This is a genomic window from Sinomonas susongensis (assembly GCF_005877005.1).
GTDB classification, from domain to species: domain Bacteria; phylum Actinomycetota; class Actinomycetes; order Actinomycetales; family Micrococcaceae; genus Sinomonas; species Sinomonas susongensis.
Map to the genome: position 1 here is coordinate 113,287 of NZ_SSNH01000008.1, position 18,789 is coordinate 132,075.

Here is an 18,789-nt window from a genome sequence, read left to right on the forward strand (position 1 = left end):
GCCTAGTCGAGGAGTGCCACGACGGCGGTCGGGGCGTCCTCGCGGCGCTCCGCAAGGGCCTCGAACTCCACGACGTTGTCCAGCTCCGTGCCCATCGCGATGTTCGTCACGCGCTCGAGGATGGCCTCGACGACCACAGGCACCTTGTACTCGGCCATGAGGGCCCGGGCCTTCTCGAAGGCGGGGGCGAGATCGTCCGGGTGCTCGACGCGGATCGCCTTGCAGCCCAGGCCCTCGGCGACCTTGACATGGTCGACGCCGTAGCCCTGGGTCGTCTCGGAGAGGCCCGCGGAGTTCACGTTCTCGAACGCGAGGGAGACGTGGTAGTCCATCTCGAAGCCCCGCTGCGACTGGCGGATGAGGCCGAGGTAGGAGTTGTTCACGACGACGTGGATGTACGGCAGCTGGTGCTGCGCGCCCACGGCGAGTTCCTCGACCATGAACTGGAAGTCGTAGTCGCCCGAGAGTGCTACAACCGTCTCGCCCGGCTTCCCGCGCACGACGCCGAGAGCCGCGGGGCCGGTCCAGCCGAGGGGCCCGGCCTGGCCGGCGTTGATCCACCTGCGGGGGCCGAAGACATGCAGCATCTGTGCTCCGGCGATCTGGGAGAGGCCGATCGTCGTCACGTACGTCGTCTCGGGGCCGAACGCCTTGTTCATCTCCTCGTAGACGCGGAACGGCTTCATCGGCACGTTGTCGTAGTGCGTCTTGCGCTGCATCCGGCCGCGCTTCTCCTGAGCCGACGCAGCCCACGCCGAGTAGTCGGGCAGCGTGCCCTGGGCCCTGCGCTCCTCCGCGACCTCGATGAGGGCGTCGAGGGCGAGGCCGGCGTCGGAGACGATGCCGAAGTCGGGGGAGAAGACGCGGCCGATCTGGGTCGGCTCGATGTCCACGTGCACGAACTTCCGGCCCGCGGTGTACTTCTCGATCGAGCCAGTGTGGCGGTTGGCCCAGCGGTTGCCGATGCCGATCACGAAGTCGGACTCGAGGAACGTCGCGTTGCCGTACTTGTGGCTCGTCTGGAGGCCCACCATGCCGGCGGCGAGGCGGTGGTCGTCCGGGATGGCTCCCCAGCCCATGAGCGTCGGCACCACGGGGACGTTCAGCAGTTCCGCGAACTCGACGAGCTTCGCCGACGCGTCGGCGTTGATGATGCCGCCGCCGGCGACAATGAGTGGCTTCTCTGCTGCGACCAGCATGTCGAGCGCCTTCTCGGCCTGCTTGCGCGTGGCGCGCGGCTTCTCGACGGAGAGCGGCTCGTAGGCGTCGACGTCGAACTCGATCTGCGCCATCTGCACGTCGAACGGCAGGTCGAGCAGCACCGGGCCGGGACGGCCTGTGCGCATGAGCTGAAACGCCTTCTGCACGGCGCCGGGCACCTGCCCCGGCTCGAGGATGGTCATGGCCATCTTGGTGAGCGGCTTCGCGATCGACTCGATGTCGACTGCCTGGAAGTCCTCCTTGTGCAGCTTCGCCACCGGTGCCTGGCCCGTGAAGCACAGGATCGGGACTGAGTCGGCCTGCGCGGCGTAGAGGCCTGTGATCATGTCGGTTCCGGCCGGGCCCGACGTCCCGAGGCAGACCCCGATGTTGCCGGCCTTCGCGCGGGAATAGCCGTCGGCCATGTGCGAGGCGCCCTCCACGTGGCGGGCCAGCGTGTGGCGGATGCCCCCGTGGGCCTTCATCGCCGAGTACAGCGGGTTGATTGCGGCACCTGGCAGGCCGAACGCCTCCGTGGCGCCCTCCTTCTCCAGGATGGCCACGATCACGTCGACAGTGCGCATCTTCGCCATTGTCGGTGCTCCTTTACTTCTTGCCTGAGAGTTGGTCTTTGCCGGAGAGCCGGTCTTTGCCGGAGAGCTCGGCGGTTAGCTTGAAGAGGCCCGAGTGGTCCAGGCCGCCGTCGCCGCGGGCGACGAGGGCGGAGACGAGTTGGGCGACTGCCGCACCCAGAGGGACGACGACGCCGGCCTCCCGGGCTGCGGAGGTGACGATGCCGAGGTCCTTGTTGTGGAGGGCGAGCCGGAAGCCGGGGTCGAAGTTGCGGCTGAGCATCTTCTGGCCCTTCTGGTCCAGGACCTTGGAACCGGCGAGGCCGCCGCCGAGGACCTTCAGGGCCGCGTCGGTGTCGACACCGTAGGCCTCGAGGAAGACGATCGCCTCGGAGAGGGCCTGGATGTTGACCGCGACGATGAGCTGGTTGGCGGCCTTGACCGTCTGGCCGGAGCCGGAAGGCCCGACATGCACGATGGTCTTCCCGACGGCTTCCAGGACCGGCTGGGCCGCTTCGAAGTCCTCGGGTGCGCCGCCGACCATGATGGACAGGACGCCGTCGATCGCTCCCTGCTCGCCGCCGGAGACCGGGGCGTCGAGGGGGCGGAGGCCCGCGGTGCGGGCATCCTCGGCGAGGCGGGCCGCGACGTCGGGACGGATGGAGGAGGCGTCGATCCAGAGGGCGCCCTTCCTCGCGTTCGCGAAGACGCCGTCCTCGCCTGTCGTGACGGCCTCCACGTCCGGGGAGTCCGGGACCATCGTGATGACGACGTCCGCGTCCCTGACAGCCTCTGCGACGCTGGCAGCGGCCTTGCCCCCGTTGCTTGCGAGCTTGGCGGCCTTGTCAGGGCTGCGGTTGTAGCCGGTGACGTGGAATCCGGCCTTGACGAGGTTGACGGCCATGGGGAGGCCCATGATGCCGAGGCCGATGACCGCGATCTCGGTCTTCTTCTCTGCGTTGCTCATTGCTGTGTCTCCTTCGAAAGCCTGTGCGGGTCGCTGAGGGCGAGGGTCAGCCGGCGACGGGGCGGATGGCCCAGGTGAAGGCCTCTTCTTGGGGGGCTTTGTATTCGAGGCCGATGTAGCCGTCGTAGCCGAGTTCGCGGGAGCGGGTGATCCATTCGCCCAGGGGAAGGCTGCCGGTGCCGGGGGCCCCGCGCCCGGGGTTGTCCGCGATCTGGATGTGCCCGAAGTCCTTGGCGTGGTCCTCGATGACCGCGGGGACGTCGTCGCCGTTCACGGCGAGGTGATAGAAGTCGGCCAGGAGCTTGAGGTTCTCGACGCCTGCTCCTGCATACTCTGCGGTCTTGGCGATGACGGCCAGAGCATCGGCGGCAGTCTTGAGGGGGTAGGCCGGGGTGCCGGAGACGGGCTCGAGCAGGACGGTGCCGCCGATCTCGGCGATTCCCTTGGCTGCGGCCGCGAGGTTCTCAACGGCCAGCTCGTCCTGGGCCTCGGGGCTGGCGCCTTCGAGCCGATTGCCGTAGAGGGCGTTGAAGGCCCGGGTGCCGAGGCGCTCGCCGATAGCGGCGACCACGGCGATGTTGGCCTTGAACTCGCTCTCTCGGCCGGTCCACGAGACCAGGCCGCGGTCGCCGCCGGGCATGTCGCCGGCGAAGAAGTTCAGTCCGCTCAGCTGCACCCCGGCGTCACGGACGGCCGCGACGAACGCGTCGACGTCCTTGTCCGCGGGGACGGACTCGGGGAAGGGCCACCAGAACTCGACGGCGTCGAAGCCCGCAGCCTTGGCCGCGGCCGGGCGCTCGAGCAGCGGCAGCTCGGTAAGGAGGATGGAGCAGTTCACCGTGTACGTCATTGTCGGACCTTCCTGCTTTGCTTTCGCAATGTGGAATAAGAATTCCTCTTGATGAAAGTGTAGGGCCGCGCTCTGACCGCGGTCAACCCAGGCCTGCGGGTCCCGCCGGGCCCCGGGCCACTGGCGTTTCTGGTCAAGCGCGGTGAACAATGGCCACATGGCCAGTTACGTTGGCGCGGAACGCGCTTCAAGTACAGACCCCCGTGACTGGGGCAGGGCTCTCGCGGTCGCTCTCGAGCGGCTTCTGGAAGCAGCACGACTCGACGGACGCTACGCGCAGCACGAGCATCTGTGCGGGGTGGACCTCGTACTCCGGATCGAAGAGGACGGCGACGGCGCCAAGGTCACGGTTCGGTGGGTCCCCGAGGACGGCGGCGAGCAGAACGGCGGCGAGCAGGACGGCGGCGAGAAGGAGAAGCTCGCCAGCTGAACCCCTAGCCTGTTGCGGGGCCGCCGTCGGACACTTCGGTACGGGCCCCGGACTGACCTTCCTCGACGAGTCGTTTGATATCTTCCAGAATTGGCATCCACGACTTCTTGGCCATGCTCTCGGCCTCGGACCGGGTCGGACTGTTGCCGTGGGTCAGCGTGAGGTTCGTCGCTCCGCCGACTTCAGAGAGCTCGTAGGTGACGTGGTGGTAGTTCTCCGGGCTGTCCGCGGTACCCGCCATCGGACTCCAGTGGGTCGTCTTGAGGAGCCTGCCCGGTTCGTAGGCCAACACCGTCCCCTTGTCGACGTACCGCTGCCCTTTCCATTCGCCTGACCAAGTGATCTGTCCACCAGGGCGCCAGTCTGCCTCAACTGTCGTTCCGTGGAGGTACTGGGCGACGAGTTCGGGGACCACGAGGGCGTCCCAGACCCGCTCCGCCGGAGCCTCGATCGCAACGGAGACCTGAGCCGAATAGGTTTCAGCCATGCCGGGACTTTACACCCGCCGACAGACCTCCGCCCCCGGCGTTGCGCGACCGGGGGCGGAGGGGCTCGGCCGCGCGGGCCCGCTTGCGGCAGCAGGGGAGCTGCAGCACAGGCGCGCGGCAGGTGGGTACGACGGCGCGGAGCGGCTCAGCGCCAGTCCGGCCCCGCGCCGTCGTGCTTGGGGGCCCGCAACGCCAGCCCCGCCCAGCAGAGGAGGGATGCGGTTGGGGCGGGGCGTCAGGTGAGGCGGATCTGCCGGTTGACGTCCTTGTAGAGGAGATAGCGGAAGCGGCCGGGGCCGCCCGCGTAGCACGCCTGGGGGCAGAACGCGCGGAGCCACATGAAATCGCCGGCCTCGACCTCGACCCAGTCGTCGTTCAGGCGGTACACGGCCTTGCCCTCGAGGACGAAGAGCCCGTGCTCCATGACGTGGGTCTCGGCGAACGGGATCACGCCCCCGGGCTCGAACGTCACGATGTTGACGTGCATGTCGTGCGCGAGATCGTCCGGGTCGGCGAAGCGCGTCGTGGACCAGACGCCGTTCACATTGGGCATAGGGGTGGGCGCGACGTCCTTGTCGCTCGTCACGAAGCTCTTGGCCTCGTAGCCCTCGAGCCGCTCGTACGCCTTGCGGATCCACTGGAACGAGGCGATGTCGGTTGATTCGTTGGCGAGCGACCAGTCCGCCCCCGCCGCTAGGTAGGCGTAGCCGCCCTCCTCGAGATGGTGGGTCTCGCCGTCGAGCGTGAGCGTGATCTTCCCCTTCGTCAGGAAGACGACGCCCTCGACGCCAGCCTCCGGCTCCGGCTTCTTCGAGCCGCCGCCGGGGCCGACCTCGACGATGAGCTGCGAGAAGGTTGTCGCGAAGCCCGCGATGGGCCGCGCGAGGATCCACGAGCGCGTGTTCTCCCAGCCCGGGAGCCGGCTCGTGACGATGTCGCGCAGCACGCCCTTGGGGATGACCGTGTAGGCCTCCTTGACGATCGCGCGGTCCGTGAGGAGCTGCGTCTGCGGAGGCAGGCCGCCCTCGGGGTAGAAGTAGCTCATCGTGACGCTCCTTGGGGTTCTGCAGCCGGAGCCGCAACGGTGCTCGCAGGGGTCTGTTCCGCCGCGCGCGAGTGGGCCGGGCGTGGTTGGGCCAGGCGGGGTTGGGCCAGGCGGGGGTGTGCGAGGTGGGTGAGGTCGAGCTCGGACAGGCCGGTCGAGGCGTGGACCTCGTCGGCTCCCACCGCGCCGCACTGGACTCCCCGGAGCACGAAGGCCGCGAGGGCGCGGGCGGTCGCGGGCTCGTCGAGGACGGCCCCCGCCGTCTGCCGGACGTAGTTGCCAAGCCGCTCGGCGGCCTTCGGCAGGCCTTCCCGGTAGAACGCATACGTCGCGATGTAGCGCGTGGGGAGCTGGTGGGCGTGGAGGTCCCAGCCCTGGTAGAAGCCGCGCTCGAGGGAACGGCGAACGAGCCGAGCGTGGAGCTTCCACGCCTCCTCGCGTTGGTCGGCGTCGCCCACGGGAAGGACGTTGGTCGAGCCGTCGGAGAGGCGGATCCCCGTCCCCGCGACTGCGAGCTGCATGACCTCCTTGGCGAAGTCCGCCGCAGGGTGTTCCATCGACTGGTACGCGGCGGCGATCTGGAGCGAGGCCGAATAGTCGTACGTGCCGTAGTGGAGCGCCGTGATCCGGCCGTCGGCCTGATGGGGGAGCTGGGCCACGGGGTGGCTGCCGTCCGCGCCGATGATGATCTGCGGCGTCTCCACTTGGACCTCGAAGCCGAGGCGCCCCGGTCGGAGGCCTAGCGAAGATTCAAGGCGTTCGACGGCGTAGACCATCGCCTTGACCTGGTCGACCGTGCTCACCTTGGGCAGCGTGAGGACGAGCCCCTCAGGCACGCCGCCCGACTGCACGAGCCGCGAGACGAACAGCTCGAGCGTCCGGAGCCCGCGCCGGCGGGTGGCCTCCTCGAGGCACTTGAAGCGGATGCCGATGAACGGCGTCGCCGTCCCGGACGCGATCGCGGCGGTGACTTGGTCCGCCGCCCGGATGGCCTCGGCGTCCTCCGTCGCGTCGGGATCCTGGGACCTGCCCGCGGCGAGATAGCCATCCTCGAAGTCGATCCGCAGGTCCTCGATCGGCTCGTCCCTCAGCTTCGCCTCGACGCGCGGGGCGATCTCCGCGGCTAGCCCGGGGGCGAGGCCGACGAGTTCGGCCAGACGCCGGATCCCGCCCGCCTCGGCCGCCGCGGCGAGAGCCTGCTGGCCCCAATCCGCGGCGAGCGACGGCGAGTAGCGGTCCGCGGGCACGTACACCGTGTGCACGGGCTGGCGGGTGCCGGCGTCTCCGGGGTAGCTGTCGGCGAGGAGCCGGTCGGTGTCGGCGAGGCCTGCGTCGATCCGCTCGTAGTCGCCGTCGTCGAACACCCGCGGCGGCAGTTCGGGCGGGTTGGAGGGGAGGCTCATCATCCCACCAGCTCGTAGGCGGGGGTGGTCAGGAAGTCCGTGTAGTCCTCGGAAAGGCAGATGTCCGCGATGAGGCGGCTCGCCGGCTCGTAGAAGTCGGCGAACTGCCGCGGAGCCACCTCGCCGCGCAGGCGCTCCGTCTCCTCTGCGAGGATGCGCTCGACGAGCTCGCGCGTCACGGTGTTCCCGGTGTCGGCGAGGACGACCTTGTTGCGGATCTGCTGCCACACCTGCGAGCGGGAGATCTCCGCGGTGGCCGCGTCTTCCATGAGGTTGTGGATCGCCACGGCGCCGTTGCCCGAGAGCCACACGGCCGTGTAGGCGATGGCGACGTAGAGGTTGAGGTGCAGGCCCTCCTCCGTCGCGACCCCCTCGGTCGATGCGATGTCGAGCAGCTGCTCCGCGGTCACGTGGACTTCGGGACGCTGGCGGCCCACCTGGTTCGGCTTGTCGCCGAGGACCCGGTCGAAGACCTCCTGGCACGTCCCGACGAGGTCGGGGTGCGCGACCCACGAACCGTCGAAGCCGTCGGTGGCCTCGCGGGTCTTGTCGGCGCGGACCTTCTCGATGGCGGCGGCTGTGGTCTCGGGCTCCCTGCGGTTCGGGATGAACGCCGCCATCCCGCCCATCGCGAAGGCGCCGCGCTTGTGGCACGTCTGGACGAGGAGCTCCGTGTAGGCCCGCATGAACGGCGCCGTCATCACGACCGACGCGCGGTCCGGAAGGGTGAACTGCTCGCCCGCGTCCCGGAAGTACTTGATGATGCTGAAGAGGTAGTCCCAACGGCCAGCGTTGAGGCCCGACGCGTGGTCGCGGAGCTCGTACAGGATCTCGTCCATCTCGAACGCGGCCGGGATCGTCTCGATGAGCACAGTCGCCCGGATCGTGCCCTGCGCGATCCCCAGGTAGTCCTGGGCGAACACGAAGATCTCGTTCCAGAGGCGCGCCTCGAGGTGGCTCTCCATCTTGGGGAGGTAGTAGTACGGCCCGCGGCCGGAGTCGAGGAGGAGCTTGGCCACGTGGAAGAAGTGCAGGCCGAAGTCCACGAGCGCACCCGAGGCGGGTTCGCCGTCGACGAGGACGTGCCGCTCATCCATGTGCCACCCGCGCGGTCGGGTGACGACGACGGCCAGCGGGGCATCGGTGCGGAGGCGGTACTCCTTGCCCTCGGGCGAGGTGTAGGAGAGGGTCCCCCTGGCCGCGTCGCGCAGGTTCAGGACTGAGTCGACGACGTTGCTCCAGTGGGGGCTCGAGGCGTCCTCCATGTCGGCAAGCCAGACCTTCGCACCCGAGTTGAGGGCGTTGATGGCCATCTTGGCCGGGCTCGCGGGCCCGGTCATCTCGACGCGACGGTCCTGGAGCGGCGCCGGCGCCTCCGCGACCTTCCAGTCGGCCGCCCGGATCTCCGCCGTCTCCGGCAGGAAGTCGAGCCTGCCCGTGGAGGCCGCCTCCGCGCGTCGTGCCTTGCGTGCCTCGAGGCGGGCCCTGCGCTCGCCGGCGAAGCGGCGGTGCAGTTCCTCGACGAAGGCGAGTGCCTCGTCGGTGAGGACCTCCTCGGCGCGGTCGACGGGGTGGTTGTCGGTCACAGTGATGGCCATTGCGTACTTTCCTTCTCCCTGGTCTGAAGTCTTGGCCTGGAGCCCTGGCCCCGGAGGGCGCGGGCCTCGAAGAGTCAGGCGGTCACGGCGGCGACGATCGCCGCAGCCACATCCTGCGCGACGTGGGGGTCGAACACGCTCGGAATGATGAAGCTCGCGTTGAGCTCTTCATCGGAGACGCGCGTCGCGATGGCCTGTGCGGCCGCGACCAGCATGGCAGGCGTGATGTCGGACACGCCAGCGTCGAGGAGGCCTCGGAAGACGCCGGGGAACGCGAGCACGTTGTTGATCTGGTTCGGGAAGTCGCTCCGTCCGGTCGCGACCACGGCTGCGTGCTCGGCCGCGGCGATCGGATCCGTCTCGGGGTCCGGGTTCGCCATGGCGAAGACGATGGCGTCCTCGGCCATCGTGGCCACCTGCTCGGGGCCGAAGAGGTTCGGGGCGGAGACGCCGATGAAGACGTCGGCCCCCTTCAGCGCGTCGTGGAGGGTGCCCGAGAAGGCCTCGGGGTTCGTGTTCTCCGCGATCCAGATGCGGTGCGCGTCGGTGAGCTGCTGGCCCTTGTGGATCGCTCCCCTCCGGTCGCACGCGACGATGTTCCGCGCGCCCTGGGCGAGGAGGAGCTGGATGATCGCGTTCCCCGCGGCGCCGACGCCGGAGACGACGATGCGGACGTCCTCGATCTTCTTCTCGACGAGCTTGAGCGCGTTGACGAGGGCGGCGAGGGTCACGATGGCGGTGCCGTGCTGGTCGTCGTGGAACACGGGGATGTCGAGCTCCTCGCGCAGGCGGGCCTCGATCTCGAAGCATCGCGGAGCGGCGATGTCCTCGAGGTTCACGCCGCCGTAGACGGGTGCGATGGCCTTGACGATCCTGATGATCTCTTCGGTGTCCTGGGTGTCGAGGCAGACCGGCCACGCGTCGACGTTCGCGAACTGCTTGAAGAGGGCGGCCTTGCCCTCCATGACGGGGAGGGCTGCGGCGGGGCCGATGTTGCCGAGGCCGAGCACGGCGGAACCGTCGGTGACGACGGCGACAGTGTTCCGCTTGACGGTGAGGCGGCGGGCGTCCTCCGGGTTCTCGGCGATCGCGCGGCAGACGCGGGCGACGCCGGGCGTGTAGGCCCGTGAGAGGTCGTCGCGGTTGCGGAGCGGGACCTTGGGGACGACCTCGAGCTTGCCCCCGAGGTGCATGAGGAAGGTCCGGTCCGAGACCTTCCGGACGCTCACGCCGTCGAGGGCCTCGAGCGCCGCGGCAACCTGCTCGGCATGCTGCTCGGAGGTCGTGTTGCACGTGACATCGACGACGAGGTGGTCGTGGTGCGAGTCGCTCACGTCGAGGGCAGTGACCGGAGCGCCGACCGCCGCGACGGCGGCGGCGAGTTCGCTCGTGATGCTGATGCGGGACGGTGCGTCGATGCGAAGTGTGATGGAGTTGCCGGGGCTGGGACTCGCCATTGAATCGTCCTTCGGTCGGGGGAGGCATCAGCCTCGGTTCGTTTTCCGTAGTACGGATATTATTGTCTGTATCTTGGAAAAACAAGTCCCGCTGGCTTGCCTTGACGGGCACGGTATCGTGAGATAGCCGCAGAGTTTCCGGGATGCGGATAATATTTGCCGGAGATCACCGGCGGCTACCCCACGGAGGAGACATGGCCGAGAAGGCCTCAGGCGGCGTCCAGTCGGTCGAGCGGGTTTTCGAACTCCTCGAACTCATCACGGACGCGGGCGGGGACGTGACGCTGAGCGAGCTGTCGGCGTCGACCGAGCTCCCGCTCCCCACCATCCACCGGCTGCTGCGGACACTCGTCGCCTTGGGCTACGTCCGGCAGCTGCCCAACCGCCGCTATGCGCTCGGCCCCCGGCTCATCCGCCTGGGCGAGGGTGCCAACAAGCAGCTCGGCGCCCTCGCGCAGCCCGAGCTCAAGACCCTCGTCGAGACCCTCGGCGAGACGGCGAACATGGCCGTGCTCGATTCGGACATGGTCATCTACGTTGCCCAGGTCCCTTCGCTGCACTCGATGCGCATGTTCACCGAGGTCGGCCGCCGGGCCCACATGCACGACACCGGCGTCGGCAAGGCGATCCTTGCCCAACTCGACGACGAGCAGGTTCGGGCGATCGTCGCCCGGCAGGGAATGCCGACCCCCACGACGTACAGCATCGGCGATGTGGAGACCCTCCTCGCCGACCTCGACAAGATCCGCGCGCGCGGATATGCGATCGACGAGCAGGAGCAGGAGATCGGCGTCCGGTGCTTCTCCATGGCCGTCCCGAACGCGCCGACGCCCTCGGCGATCTCCGTCTCGGGCCCCGTCTCCCGGGTCGACGAGACCTTCGGGGAGCGCGCCGTGCCGGCGCTCCGTGCCGCGGCGGAGCGCATCTCGGCCGAGCTCAACAGGGCGTAGCCGCCACGGGCCGAACCGCTCCGGTCGGCCCGCGACCGGCTTCCGATGCCGAGAAAGTGGGAATTCCTTCCGAGTGGCGGAAGTCGAATTCCAAAAATATGTCGGAAACTATGGTGCGCATCACCATCTGCCGCTACCGTTGAAGGGTCACGGCGGGCCGCCGGGCGATCTGGGAGCAGATCCCCGAGGGCTATCTACCAGGCAACCTCAATTCAGAGCTTTCGAAGTCTGGTCAGGCCTGGACTGCACGGATATCCCGGCTACTCGGCGAGGCCAGACTTCCCCCAAGCGAGGGAGTCTCCCATGACCACCACCCCCAGCCGCACGTCCGCCCAAGCCGACAGACTCTTCCTGAGCCGGGCAGTAGAGCTGGCTGCGCAGAATGTCCTCGACCACGGTGGCCCCTTCGGCGCCGTCGTCGTCACGGCAGACGGCCGGGCCTTCGACGGCGTCAACCGCGTCACCGCGAGCAACGACCCGACCGCCCACGCCGAAGTCACCGCCATCCGCACCGCCTGTAGGGAGCTCGGGACCTTCGACCTCACTGGCGCGACGCTGTATTCGAGCTGCGAGCCCTGCCCGATGTGCCTCGCGTCCGCGCTGTGGGCCCGGATCGCCTGCGTCCAGTTCGCAGCGGACCGGCACGATGCCGCGAGCGCCGGCTTCGACGACGCCGTCTTCTACGACTACTTCGACACCCCTGTCGAAGAGCGGTCGATGCCCGTGCTGCACACCGAGCCCGAGGGAGTCAGCCGCATGGCCCCCTTCGAGCAGTGGGCGGCCTTCGCGCAGCGCGTCGAATACTGAGGCGCCGCCATGAGCATCGGAACCAGCTCCGAGACAAGCACCGACGAGTTCGAGCCCGGGCCGGGCGCCCAGCGCACCGGGGCAACCGAGCTGACGACGGCGTCGCCCGCCACCCGAGCGAGCGGGGCGAAGGTATTCCTCGACCGGATCTTCAGCATCACGCTGCGCGGCTCCACAGTCTCCCGCGAGATCCGCGGCGGCCTCGTCACCTTCTTCACGATGGCCTACATCGTGATCCTCAACCCGCTCATCCTGGGCGGCTTCAACGCCTCGAGCGCACCCCTGGACGTCACGGGCGCGTTCCTGCCCGCGGCGCAGGTCGGCGCCGTCACGGGCCTCACGGCCGGAGTGCTGACGATCCTGTTCGGCATCTTCGCCAACCTCCCGTTCGGCCTCGCGGCAGGGCTCGGCATCAACTCGTTCCTCGCCGTCGCCGTCGTCAAGGACGTCTCGTGGCCAGAGGCCATGGGGCTCGTGGTGATCAACGGCGTCCTCATCGTCCTCTTCGGGGTGACCGGTGCCCGGACGGCGATCTTCAGGGCGGTCCCGCGCGAGCTCAAGGCCGCCATCACCGTCGGGATCGGCCTGTTCATCGCGTTCATCGGCTTCGTCGACTCGGGCTTCGTCCGAGGGACTCAGGCCGGACCACCCGTGCAGCTGGGCGACAACGGTTCCATCACTACACTCCCGACCCTCGTGTTCGTGATCGGGCTGGTCCTCATGGGTATTCTCGTTGCGCGGAAGATCCAGGGCGGCCTCCTCATCGGCATTGTCGCGACGACGGCTCTCGCCATGCTCGTCGAGGCCATCTGGCACATCGGCCCGTCAGGGCCCAAGAACCCGGGCGGCTGGCACCTCAACACGCCCGTCCTCTCGGGCCGGCTCGTGTCGATCCCGGACCTCAGCCTCGTGGGCCACTTCGACCTCTTCGGTGCGTTCAGCCGGATCGGCCTCCTCGCGGGCCTGACCCTCGTCTTCACGCTCGTGTTCACGAACTTCTTCGACGCGATGGGCACCATGACCGGGCTCGCGAAGGGCGCTGGTCTGGCCCAGAAGGACGGGACGTTCCCCCGACTCAAGGCCGCGTTCATCATCGAGGGCTTCGGGGCGGTTCTGGGCGGCGTGAACTCCGGCTCCTCGAACACGGTCTACGTCGACTCGGCGTCGGGAATCGGCGAGGGCGCCCGCACGGGTCTCGCCTCGGTCGTGACGGGCGCCCTGTTCCTGGGTTCGATGTTCCTCACGCCGCTCACGAGCGTCGTTCCGCTCGAGGTCGCCTCGTCGGCGCTCGTCGTCGTCGGCACGATGATGGCCGGCCAGATCCGCGAGATCGACTTCCGCAAGTTCTCGGTCGCGCTGCCCTCGTTCCTCACGATCGTGACGATGCCCCTCACCTACTCGATCGCGAACGGCATCGGCGCCGGATTCGTGACGTGGGTCCTCGTGCGCTCCGCGAGCGGCAAGGCGAGGAAGATCCACCCGCTCATGTGGGTGGTCGCGGCAGGCTTCGTCGTGTACTTCGTGCGCGGGCCCCTGGGCCACCTCATCGGGGCGTAGCCGGAGGACAACCCATCCAGACCGCGCCCGCGGGGCCTCGGAAGTGACGCTCCGACGCCCCGCGGGCGCACCATTGACTCAACCATGTGACGCACCCATGGGAGCACCCACGGGAGAAGGGGGAGCCATGATCGAGCTCCTGAACGCGCTGCCCCGCTGGCCGCAGGCTAGGAGCGGTGCGCGGTGCGCCGTCGCGACCGTCGTCTCCGCGAGCGGATCGGTTCCGCGCCCGGTCGGGACATCCATGCTTGTCGCCGCGCCTGACGGCCTCGGGCTTTCGCCGGCGGTCCTCGGCAGCCTCTCGGGCGGGTGTGTCGAGGGCGCGGTTGTGGCTGCCGCGCTCGACGCCCTCGGAGACGGCGTCGCACGGGTCGAACGCTTCGGGTACAGCGCCGACGACCCGTTCGCCGCGGGCCTCACGTGCGGCGGCGAGCTCGAGGTCCACCTCCAGCCCCTGCCGGCGGGTGCGCTGGCGGGGCTCGTGGCCACGCAGCCGTCCGCCGTCATCCGTCGCCTCGCGGCAGCCGGGCAGAGGGCAGACGACGACGCCGCCCGGCCCGTGGTCTTCGCCGCCGCTCCGAGGAGCCAGGCCGAACTGGCTGCGGGACTCCGCCCGCTGTTCTCCGGGGAGCCCGGGACGGCGATCCGGGCTGCGGCGCTCGTGGCGCCCGTCCTCGCGCAGGACGTGCCCGCCGTCGTGCCCCTTGAGCCGGAAGGCGGCTGCCTGACCGCTCCGGAGGCCGGGCCGGTCCGTCTCCTCGTCGAGGGCCGGCTGCCGGCCCCGCGGCTCCTCGTGGTCGGCGCCAACGACTTCGGCGCCGCCCTCGTGCCCGCAGCGAAGCTCCTCGGGTACCACGTGACCCTCGTCGACGCCCGCCCGGCGTTCGCGGGGCAGGAGCGGTTCGCGGCCGCCGACGAGGTTGCCGTGGCCTGGCCGCACGAGTACCTCGCGGGCGAGTCCCGCGCGGGCCGGCTCGACCCGCGCACCGTCCTGTGCGTCCTGAGCCACGACCCGAAGTTCGACATACCCCTCCTCGATGCCGCGCTCCGCCTCGACCTCGCATACGTCGGGGCCATGGGCTCGCGCCGAAGTCACGAACAGCGCATGGTGTCCCTCCTCGAGGCAGGGCACGGACCGCTGGACCTCGCACGGCTGCATTCGCCGATCGGTCTCGACCTCGGCGCCGTGACGCCCAGCGAGGTGGCCGTCTCGATCCTCGCCGATCTGGTCGCGTCGCGGCACCCCGGCGCGAGCGCCGCACCCCTGACGGACCGCCGCGGACCGATCCACGCGACGCCCGGTCGGGGGCGGCCTGCAGCCCACGCGCGGGAAGGCGAGGCACAGTGGACCTGAACACCATCGAAGCCCTCGTCCCGACCGCGGATCCCGCGGAATGGCGCGAGGGTGACGCCTGGCTCGGAGGCGGTACGGTCCTCTTCTCGTACGGCAGCCAGACGCTGCGCCGCCTGCTGGACCTCACCTCCGCGGGCTGGGAGCCGATCGAGGAGGACGACGACGGCATCACCATCGCTGCGACGTGCACCATCGCGAGGCTGTGGCAGGCCGGGGACCCGTCCGGGGCGATGGTTGCCCGGTGGCCGGGCCTCGGCGTCGTCCGGACGTGCTGCGACGCGTTCGTCGCGTCGTTCAAGATCTGGAACCTCTCGACGGTCGGCGGCAACATCGCGACCTCCCTCCCGGCCGGCCCGATGACGTCGCTGTGCGCCGGGCTCGACGGCGTCGCCACCCTGTGGGGCGCTGCGGGGGTGCGCGAGGTCGCGGTCGCGGACCTCGTAACCGGAGACGGGCGGAACGCGCTCGTGCCCGGCGAACTCATCCGTTCCATCCGCCTGCCAGCGCACGCGCTGGAGTCCCGTACAGCGTTCCGGCGCCTCTCGCTCAGCAACCTCGGCCGCTCGGGGGTCCTGCTCATCGGCCGGCGCGACGTCGACGGCGCTTTCGTCCTGACGGTGACCGCCTCCACCAGGCGGCCGGTCCAGCTCCGGTTCGCGGCCGGGGCGCTCCCGGACGCCCGGAACCTCGCGGCTGCGCTCGACGACGCGATCCCCGCGGCCCTCTACCACGACGACATCCACGGCCTGCCCGCGTGGCGCCGCGACATGACCTACCGGCTCGGCGAGGAGCTGCGGCTCGAGCTGCTCGGCGGAGAGCGCGCCGGGGGAGACCACGGAGACCCCGCCCTCGACCACGGAGAAGGAGCCTGACATGGCCATCGAGATCAACGGGGAGCCCACCGATGCGGCCCCCCGCCCGGGCCAATGCCTGCGGACGTTCCTCCGGGAACAGGGCGCGCTCGGCGTCAAGAAGGGCTGCGATGCCGGGGACTGCGGCGCGTGCACCGTCCACGTCGACGGCACCCCAGTCCACTCGTGCCTCTTCCCTGCCCAGCGGGCGGAGGGCCACTCGGTCACCACGGTCGAGGGTCTCGCCGCGACGTGCGGGGACAGCCCGGATGGACTCCACCCGATGCAGCGCCAGTTCGTCGAGGCACAGGGCTTCCAATGCGGCTTCTGCACCGCGGGCATGGTGATGACGGCGGCGACGTTCGACGGCGCCCAGCTCGCCGACCTGCCGAGAAGCCTCAAGGGGAACCTCTGCCGGTGCACCGGCTACGCGGCGGTCGAAGCCGCCGTCTCCGGCGCCGGCCAAGGCGGTCCGAGCGACGGGCGGATGGGCGAGGACGTCCCCGCTCCTGCCGGGCGGCGCATCGTCTCGGGTACGGAAAGGTACACCCTCGACGTCACGGACGACGAGGTGCCGGGCGGCCAGGCCGCGCTCCTGCACCTCAAGCTCGTGCGGGCGCCCCACGCCCACGCGCGCATCACCTCGATCGATGCCTCCGCCGCCCTCGCCATCCCGGGCGTAGTCGCCGTCTTCACGCCCGACGACGCGCCCGACCTCCTCTACTCAACCGCGCAGCACGAACTCGTCGAGGACGATCCGGACGACACCCGGCTCTTCGACACCGTCGTCCGGTACCACGGGCAGCGCGTGGCTGCGGTAGTCGCCGAAACCGTGGCCGCAGCGGAAGCGGGAGTGAGGGCGGTCGCAGTCGGCTACGAACCGCTGCCCGCAGCCCTGACTCCTGAAGCCGCCCTCGCCCCGGGGGCGCCCCTCGTGCACGGCGAGAAGGATGCCGGGACGGCGCGGATCGCGGATCCGGGACGGAACGTCGTGGCCGAACTGCATTCCGAGATCGGCGACGTGGAGGCCGGCCTCGCCGCCGCCGACTTCGTCTACGAGGACACGTTCCGGACTCAGCGGGTCCAGCATGTCGCCCTCGAGACGCACTGCTCGATCGCCTGGACCGACGGCGACGTGCTCGGCGGCGACGGCACGCTCGTCGTCCGGTCATCGACCCAGGTGCCCTTCCTCGCGCGCCGCTCGCTCGCGCGCGTCCTCGGGCTCGCACCCGATCGGATCCGCGTCGTGACTGGGCGGGTGGGCGGCGGATTCGGGGGCAAGCAGGAGGTCCTCACGGAGGACGTCGTGGCGCTTGCCGCGCTCCGCCTCGGCCAGCCGGTCCAGCTCGAGCTCACACGATCCGAGCAGTTCCGCGCCACCACCACCCGTCACCCCTTCACGATCCGGCTCCGCGCAGGGGCCAAGCGGGACGGCACGCTCACGGCGCTCGCGGTCGACGTCGTCACGAACACGGGCGCTTACGGGAACCACGGGCCCGGCGTCATGTTCCACGGCTGCAACGAGTCGGTCAGCGTCTACCGGTGCGCGAACAAGAAGATCGACGCCCGTGCCGTCTACACGCACACAGTGCCCGCCGGCGCGTTTCGCGGCTACGGCCTGAGCCAGATGGTCTTCGCGGTCGAGTCCGCGGTGGACGAGCTCGCAGCCGGGATCGGCATGGACCCGCTCCAATTCCGGCGGCGCAACATGGTCCGTCGCGACGATCCGATGCTCGCATCGCACCCCGAGCCGGAGCCCGACGTCCTCTACGGCAGCTACGGCCTGGACCAGTGTGTTCGGCTTGTGGGGAAGGCGCTCAAACGCGGCAGGGAGCGGGAGCGGCTGTTCCGGGGGCGGCTCGGCACCGATGGGAAGCCCGCAGCCGGCGATCTCGGTCCCGAGTGGCTCGTGGGGGAGGGCACGGCGCTCTCCATGATCGACACCGTCCCGCCGCGCGGGCACTTCGCCCATTCCCGCATCGCCCTCATGCCCGACGGACGCTTCGGTCTCGACGTCGGGACGGCCGAATTCGGCAACGGCACGAGCACCGTGCACGCGCAGCTCGCCGCGACCGCGCTCTCGGCGGGAGCCGCGGACATCGTGCTGCGCAACGCGGACACGGGACTCACCGAGCACGACACGGGCGCCTTCGGCTCGACCGGAACTGTGGTCGCGGGGAAGGCCACCCTCGCTGCGGCGGAGGGCCTCGCGGCGCGGATCCGTGCCTTCACGGCCGAGCTTGCCGCCGTCCCCGCCGAGGCCTGCACCTTGGCGAGGGGCGCCGTCGTCTGCTCGGGCAGGGAGATGCCGCTCGCGGAATTGGCGGCCGCTGCGGCCGAACGCGGCCTCCTCCTCTCCGCCGAGGGGCGTTGGGGCGGTACGCCCCGGTCGGTCGCGTTCAACGTGCACGGGTTCCGCGTCGCCGTCCACCGAGGGACGGGCGAGCTCCAGATCCTGCAGAGCGTCCAGGCGGCGGATGCGGGTGTCGTGGTCAATCCTCGGCAGTGCCGCGGGCAGGTCGAGGGCGGAATCGCCCAGGCGCTCGGGTCAGCACTGTGGGAAGAGGTGCGGATCGACGACGCCGGCGTTGTCACGACCGACATCCTGCGGCAGTACCACATTCCGACCTTCGCCGACGTTCCCCGCAGCGAGCTCTACTTCGCCGAGACCTCGGACGCGCTGGGGCCGCTCGGCGCCAAGTCGATGAGCGAGAGCCCTTTCAACCCCGTCACGCCGGCCCTCGCGAACGCGCTCAAGGCGGCTACGGGCCTCCGCTTCACCGAGCCTCCGTTCACTCGCGACAGGATCTATCTCGCCCTCAAGGCGGCAGGACTGGCCCTTCCCGCCCGGCCGGCTCCGGCGACCGCACGGGTGTGACCCGGCGCTCACCGCCCGATTGTGGTTTCCCGATCGGTCTGGATCGCGGCGCGTTGTCCGTTGTTGTCGGGTGTCGGGCCCAGAACCGGGCCGGAAGGTCAATCGTCTCTTGACCCAAGTTGGAACAGCCGCATACCATTTCATATAACAGAAAAAAGTTTTCACATAGCGAAACTTACGTCCAGAAAGGGGAGGAAGATGCCCACCAAGGAGACCGTCCAGCCCGCCGCCGAGCAGGAGGCGCCCGCCGTCGAGCGCTACATTCCCCGCGAGTGGACCACCGACCCCGATTTCTCCGTGAACTCCGACCGGCACGACCTCAGGCGGAGCTGGCTCACGCGCCTGCTCGGTGCGGTCGCCTCGAGATGAGCCCAGCGCCTCA

Annotated in this window: 16 protein-coding genes; 8 read left to right on the plus strand and 8 right to left on the minus strand. The window is 69.7% G+C overall.

Annotated features, from left to right (window positions below):
- Positions 1–2: 2 nt before the first annotated feature.
- The 3 genes from gcl to E6A21_RS12225 are packed head-to-tail and all read right to left on the minus strand — an operon-like array spanning position 3 to position 3,589.
- A complete protein-coding gene (gcl, locus tag E6A21_RS12215; RefSeq protein WP_138444434.1) occupies positions 3–1,793 on the minus strand; it encodes a glyoxylate carboligase in 1,791 nt (596 codons plus the stop codon).
- A gap of 13 nt (positions 1,794–1,806) precedes the next feature.
- Positions 1,807–2,739 carry a 2-hydroxy-3-oxopropionate reductase gene (locus E6A21_RS12220; RefSeq protein ID WP_138444435.1) on the minus strand — a complete coding sequence of 311 codons (933 nt, stop codon included), beginning with the start codon at positions 2,737–2,739 and terminating at the stop codon, positions 1,807–1,809.
- 46 nt (positions 2,740–2,785) lie between these two features.
- Positions 2,786–3,589 (minus strand): hydroxypyruvate isomerase family protein, encoded by an 804-nt coding sequence (locus tag E6A21_RS12225; RefSeq protein ID WP_138444436.1) that lies wholly within the window; start codon positions 3,587–3,589, stop codon positions 2,786–2,788.
- Positions 3,590–3,746: 157 nt separating this feature from the next.
- Here E6A21_RS12225 and E6A21_RS12230 point away from each other — a divergent pair, with 157 nt between their 5' ends.
- The gene (locus E6A21_RS12230; protein ID WP_138444437.1) at positions 3,747–4,019 is read left to right on the plus strand and encodes a hypothetical protein; all 273 of its coding nucleotides are present in this window, start codon (positions 3,747–3,749) and stop codon (positions 4,017–4,019) included.
- 4 nt (positions 4,020–4,023) lie between these two features.
- Here E6A21_RS12230 and E6A21_RS12235 read toward each other — a convergent pair whose 3' ends face one another.
- The 5 genes from E6A21_RS12235 to E6A21_RS12255 form a co-directional block, all read right to left on the minus strand.
- A complete protein-coding gene (locus E6A21_RS12235; protein WP_138444438.1) occupies positions 4,024–4,506 on the minus strand; it encodes an SRPBCC family protein in 483 nt (160 codons plus the stop codon).
- A gap of 236 nt (positions 4,507–4,742) precedes the next feature.
- Entirely contained in the window at positions 4,743–5,552 is an 810-nt protein-coding gene (locus E6A21_RS12240; protein WP_138444439.1) for a bifunctional allantoicase/(S)-ureidoglycine aminohydrolase, read from the minus strand.
- Complete coding sequence (locus tag E6A21_RS12245) at positions 5,549–6,958, minus strand: DUF6986 family protein (RefSeq protein ID WP_246036441.1); 1,410 nt, start codon at positions 6,956–6,958, stop codon at positions 5,549–5,551. Before E6A21_RS12245 ends, E6A21_RS12240 begins: the two co-directional genes overlap by 4 nt.
- Positions 6,955–8,553 (minus strand): malate synthase A, encoded by a 1,599-nt coding sequence (gene aceB, locus E6A21_RS12250; protein WP_138444440.1) that lies wholly within the window; start codon positions 8,551–8,553, stop codon positions 6,955–6,957. The genes E6A21_RS12245 and aceB overlap by 4 nt, the downstream gene beginning before the upstream one ends.
- 74 nt (positions 8,554–8,627) lie before the next feature.
- Positions 8,628–10,010, minus strand: coding sequence for an NAD-dependent malic enzyme (locus E6A21_RS12255; protein WP_138444441.1), 1,383 nt, complete (start codon positions 10,008–10,010; stop codon positions 8,628–8,630).
- A 194-nt stretch (positions 10,011–10,204) separates the two neighbouring features.
- On the opposite strand from E6A21_RS12255, the gene E6A21_RS12260 reads away from it, so the two are divergent.
- The 7 genes from E6A21_RS12260 (at position 10,205) to E6A21_RS17920 (ending at position 18,776) form a co-directional block, all read left to right on the plus strand.
- A complete protein-coding gene (locus E6A21_RS12260) occupies positions 10,205–10,960 on the plus strand; it encodes an IclR family transcriptional regulator (RefSeq protein WP_138444442.1) in 756 nt (251 codons plus the stop codon).
- A gap of 303 nt (positions 10,961–11,263) precedes the next feature.
- Positions 11,264–11,767 carry a nucleoside deaminase gene (locus tag E6A21_RS12265; protein ID WP_138444443.1) on the plus strand — a complete coding sequence of 168 codons (504 nt, stop codon included), beginning with the start codon at positions 11,264–11,266 and terminating at the stop codon, positions 11,765–11,767.
- Between the two features lie 9 nt (positions 11,768–11,776).
- Positions 11,777–13,324: an NCS2 family permease gene (locus tag E6A21_RS12270; RefSeq protein WP_138444444.1), complete on the plus strand. Its 1,548-nt coding sequence runs from the start codon at positions 11,777–11,779 to the stop codon at positions 13,322–13,324.
- 127 nt (positions 13,325–13,451) lie between these two features.
- Positions 13,452–14,678 carry an XdhC family protein gene (locus tag E6A21_RS12275; RefSeq protein ID WP_138444445.1) on the plus strand — a complete coding sequence of 409 codons (1,227 nt, stop codon included), beginning with the start codon at positions 13,452–13,454 and terminating at the stop codon, positions 14,676–14,678.
- Entirely contained in the window at positions 14,669–15,550 is an 882-nt protein-coding gene (locus E6A21_RS12280; RefSeq protein ID WP_138444446.1) for an FAD binding domain-containing protein, read from the plus strand. Before E6A21_RS12275 ends, E6A21_RS12280 begins: the two co-directional genes overlap by 10 nt.
- Before the next feature lies 1 nt (position 15,551).
- On the plus strand, positions 15,552–18,407 hold the full coding sequence (locus E6A21_RS12285) for a molybdopterin-dependent oxidoreductase (RefSeq protein ID WP_138444447.1): 2,856 nt from the start codon (positions 15,552–15,554) through the stop codon (positions 18,405–18,407).
- Between the two features lie 198 nt (positions 18,408–18,605).
- Positions 18,606–18,776 (plus strand): hypothetical protein, encoded by a 171-nt coding sequence (locus E6A21_RS17920; protein WP_171041380.1) that lies wholly within the window; start codon positions 18,606–18,608, stop codon positions 18,774–18,776.
- Positions 18,777–18,789: the final 13 nt, after the last annotated feature.

What these genes read in the sequence shown, in the direction of transcription:
- E6A21_RS12265 (WP_138444443.1), top strand. Translation starts at nt 11,264, where the DNA reads ATGACCACCACCCCCAGCCGCACGTCCGCCCAAGCCGACAGACTCTTC.
- E6A21_RS12255 (WP_138444441.1), bottom strand. Translation starts at nt 10,010, where the DNA reads ATGGCGAGTCCCAGCCCCGGCAACTCCATCACACTTCGCATCGACGCA.
- E6A21_RS12275 (WP_138444445.1), top strand. Translation starts at nt 13,452, where the DNA reads ATGATCGAGCTCCTGAACGCGCTGCCCCGCTGGCCGCAGGCTAGGAGC.
- E6A21_RS12260 (WP_138444442.1), top strand. Translation starts at nt 10,205, where the DNA reads ATGGCCGAGAAGGCCTCAGGCGGCGTCCAGTCGGTCGAGCGGGTTTTC.
- E6A21_RS17920 (WP_171041380.1), top strand. Translation starts at nt 18,606, where the DNA reads ATGCCCACCAAGGAGACCGTCCAGCCCGCCGCCGAGCAGGAGGCGCCC.
- E6A21_RS12220 (WP_138444435.1), bottom strand. Translation starts at nt 2,739, where the DNA reads ATGAGCAACGCAGAGAAGAAGACCGAGATCGCGGTCATCGGCCTCGGC.
- E6A21_RS12270 (WP_138444444.1), top strand. Translation starts at nt 11,777, where the DNA reads ATGAGCATCGGAACCAGCTCCGAGACAAGCACCGACGAGTTCGAGCCC.
- E6A21_RS12230 (WP_138444437.1), top strand. Translation starts at nt 3,747, where the DNA reads ATGGCCAGTTACGTTGGCGCGGAACGCGCTTCAAGTACAGACCCCCGT.
- E6A21_RS12225 (WP_138444436.1), bottom strand. Translation starts at nt 3,589, where the DNA reads ATGACGTACACGGTGAACTGCTCCATCCTCCTTACCGAGCTGCCGCTG.
- gcl (WP_138444434.1), bottom strand. Translation starts at nt 1,793, where the DNA reads ATGGCGAAGATGCGCACTGTCGACGTGATCGTGGCCATCCTGGAGAAG.
- aceB (WP_138444440.1), bottom strand. Translation starts at nt 8,553, where the DNA reads ATGGCCATCACTGTGACCGACAACCACCCCGTCGACCGCGCCGAGGAG.
- E6A21_RS12240 (WP_138444439.1), bottom strand. Translation starts at nt 5,552, where the DNA reads ATGAGCTACTTCTACCCCGAGGGCGGCCTGCCTCCGCAGACGCAGCTC.
- E6A21_RS12285 (WP_138444447.1), top strand. Translation starts at nt 15,552, where the DNA reads ATGGCCATCGAGATCAACGGGGAGCCCACCGATGCGGCCCCCCGCCCG.
- E6A21_RS12245 (WP_246036441.1), bottom strand. Translation starts at nt 6,958, where the DNA reads ATGATGAGCCTCCCCTCCAACCCGCCCGAACTGCCGCCGCGGGTGTTC.
- E6A21_RS12235 (WP_138444438.1), bottom strand. Translation starts at nt 4,506, where the DNA reads ATGGCTGAAACCTATTCGGCTCAGGTCTCCGTTGCGATCGAGGCTCCG.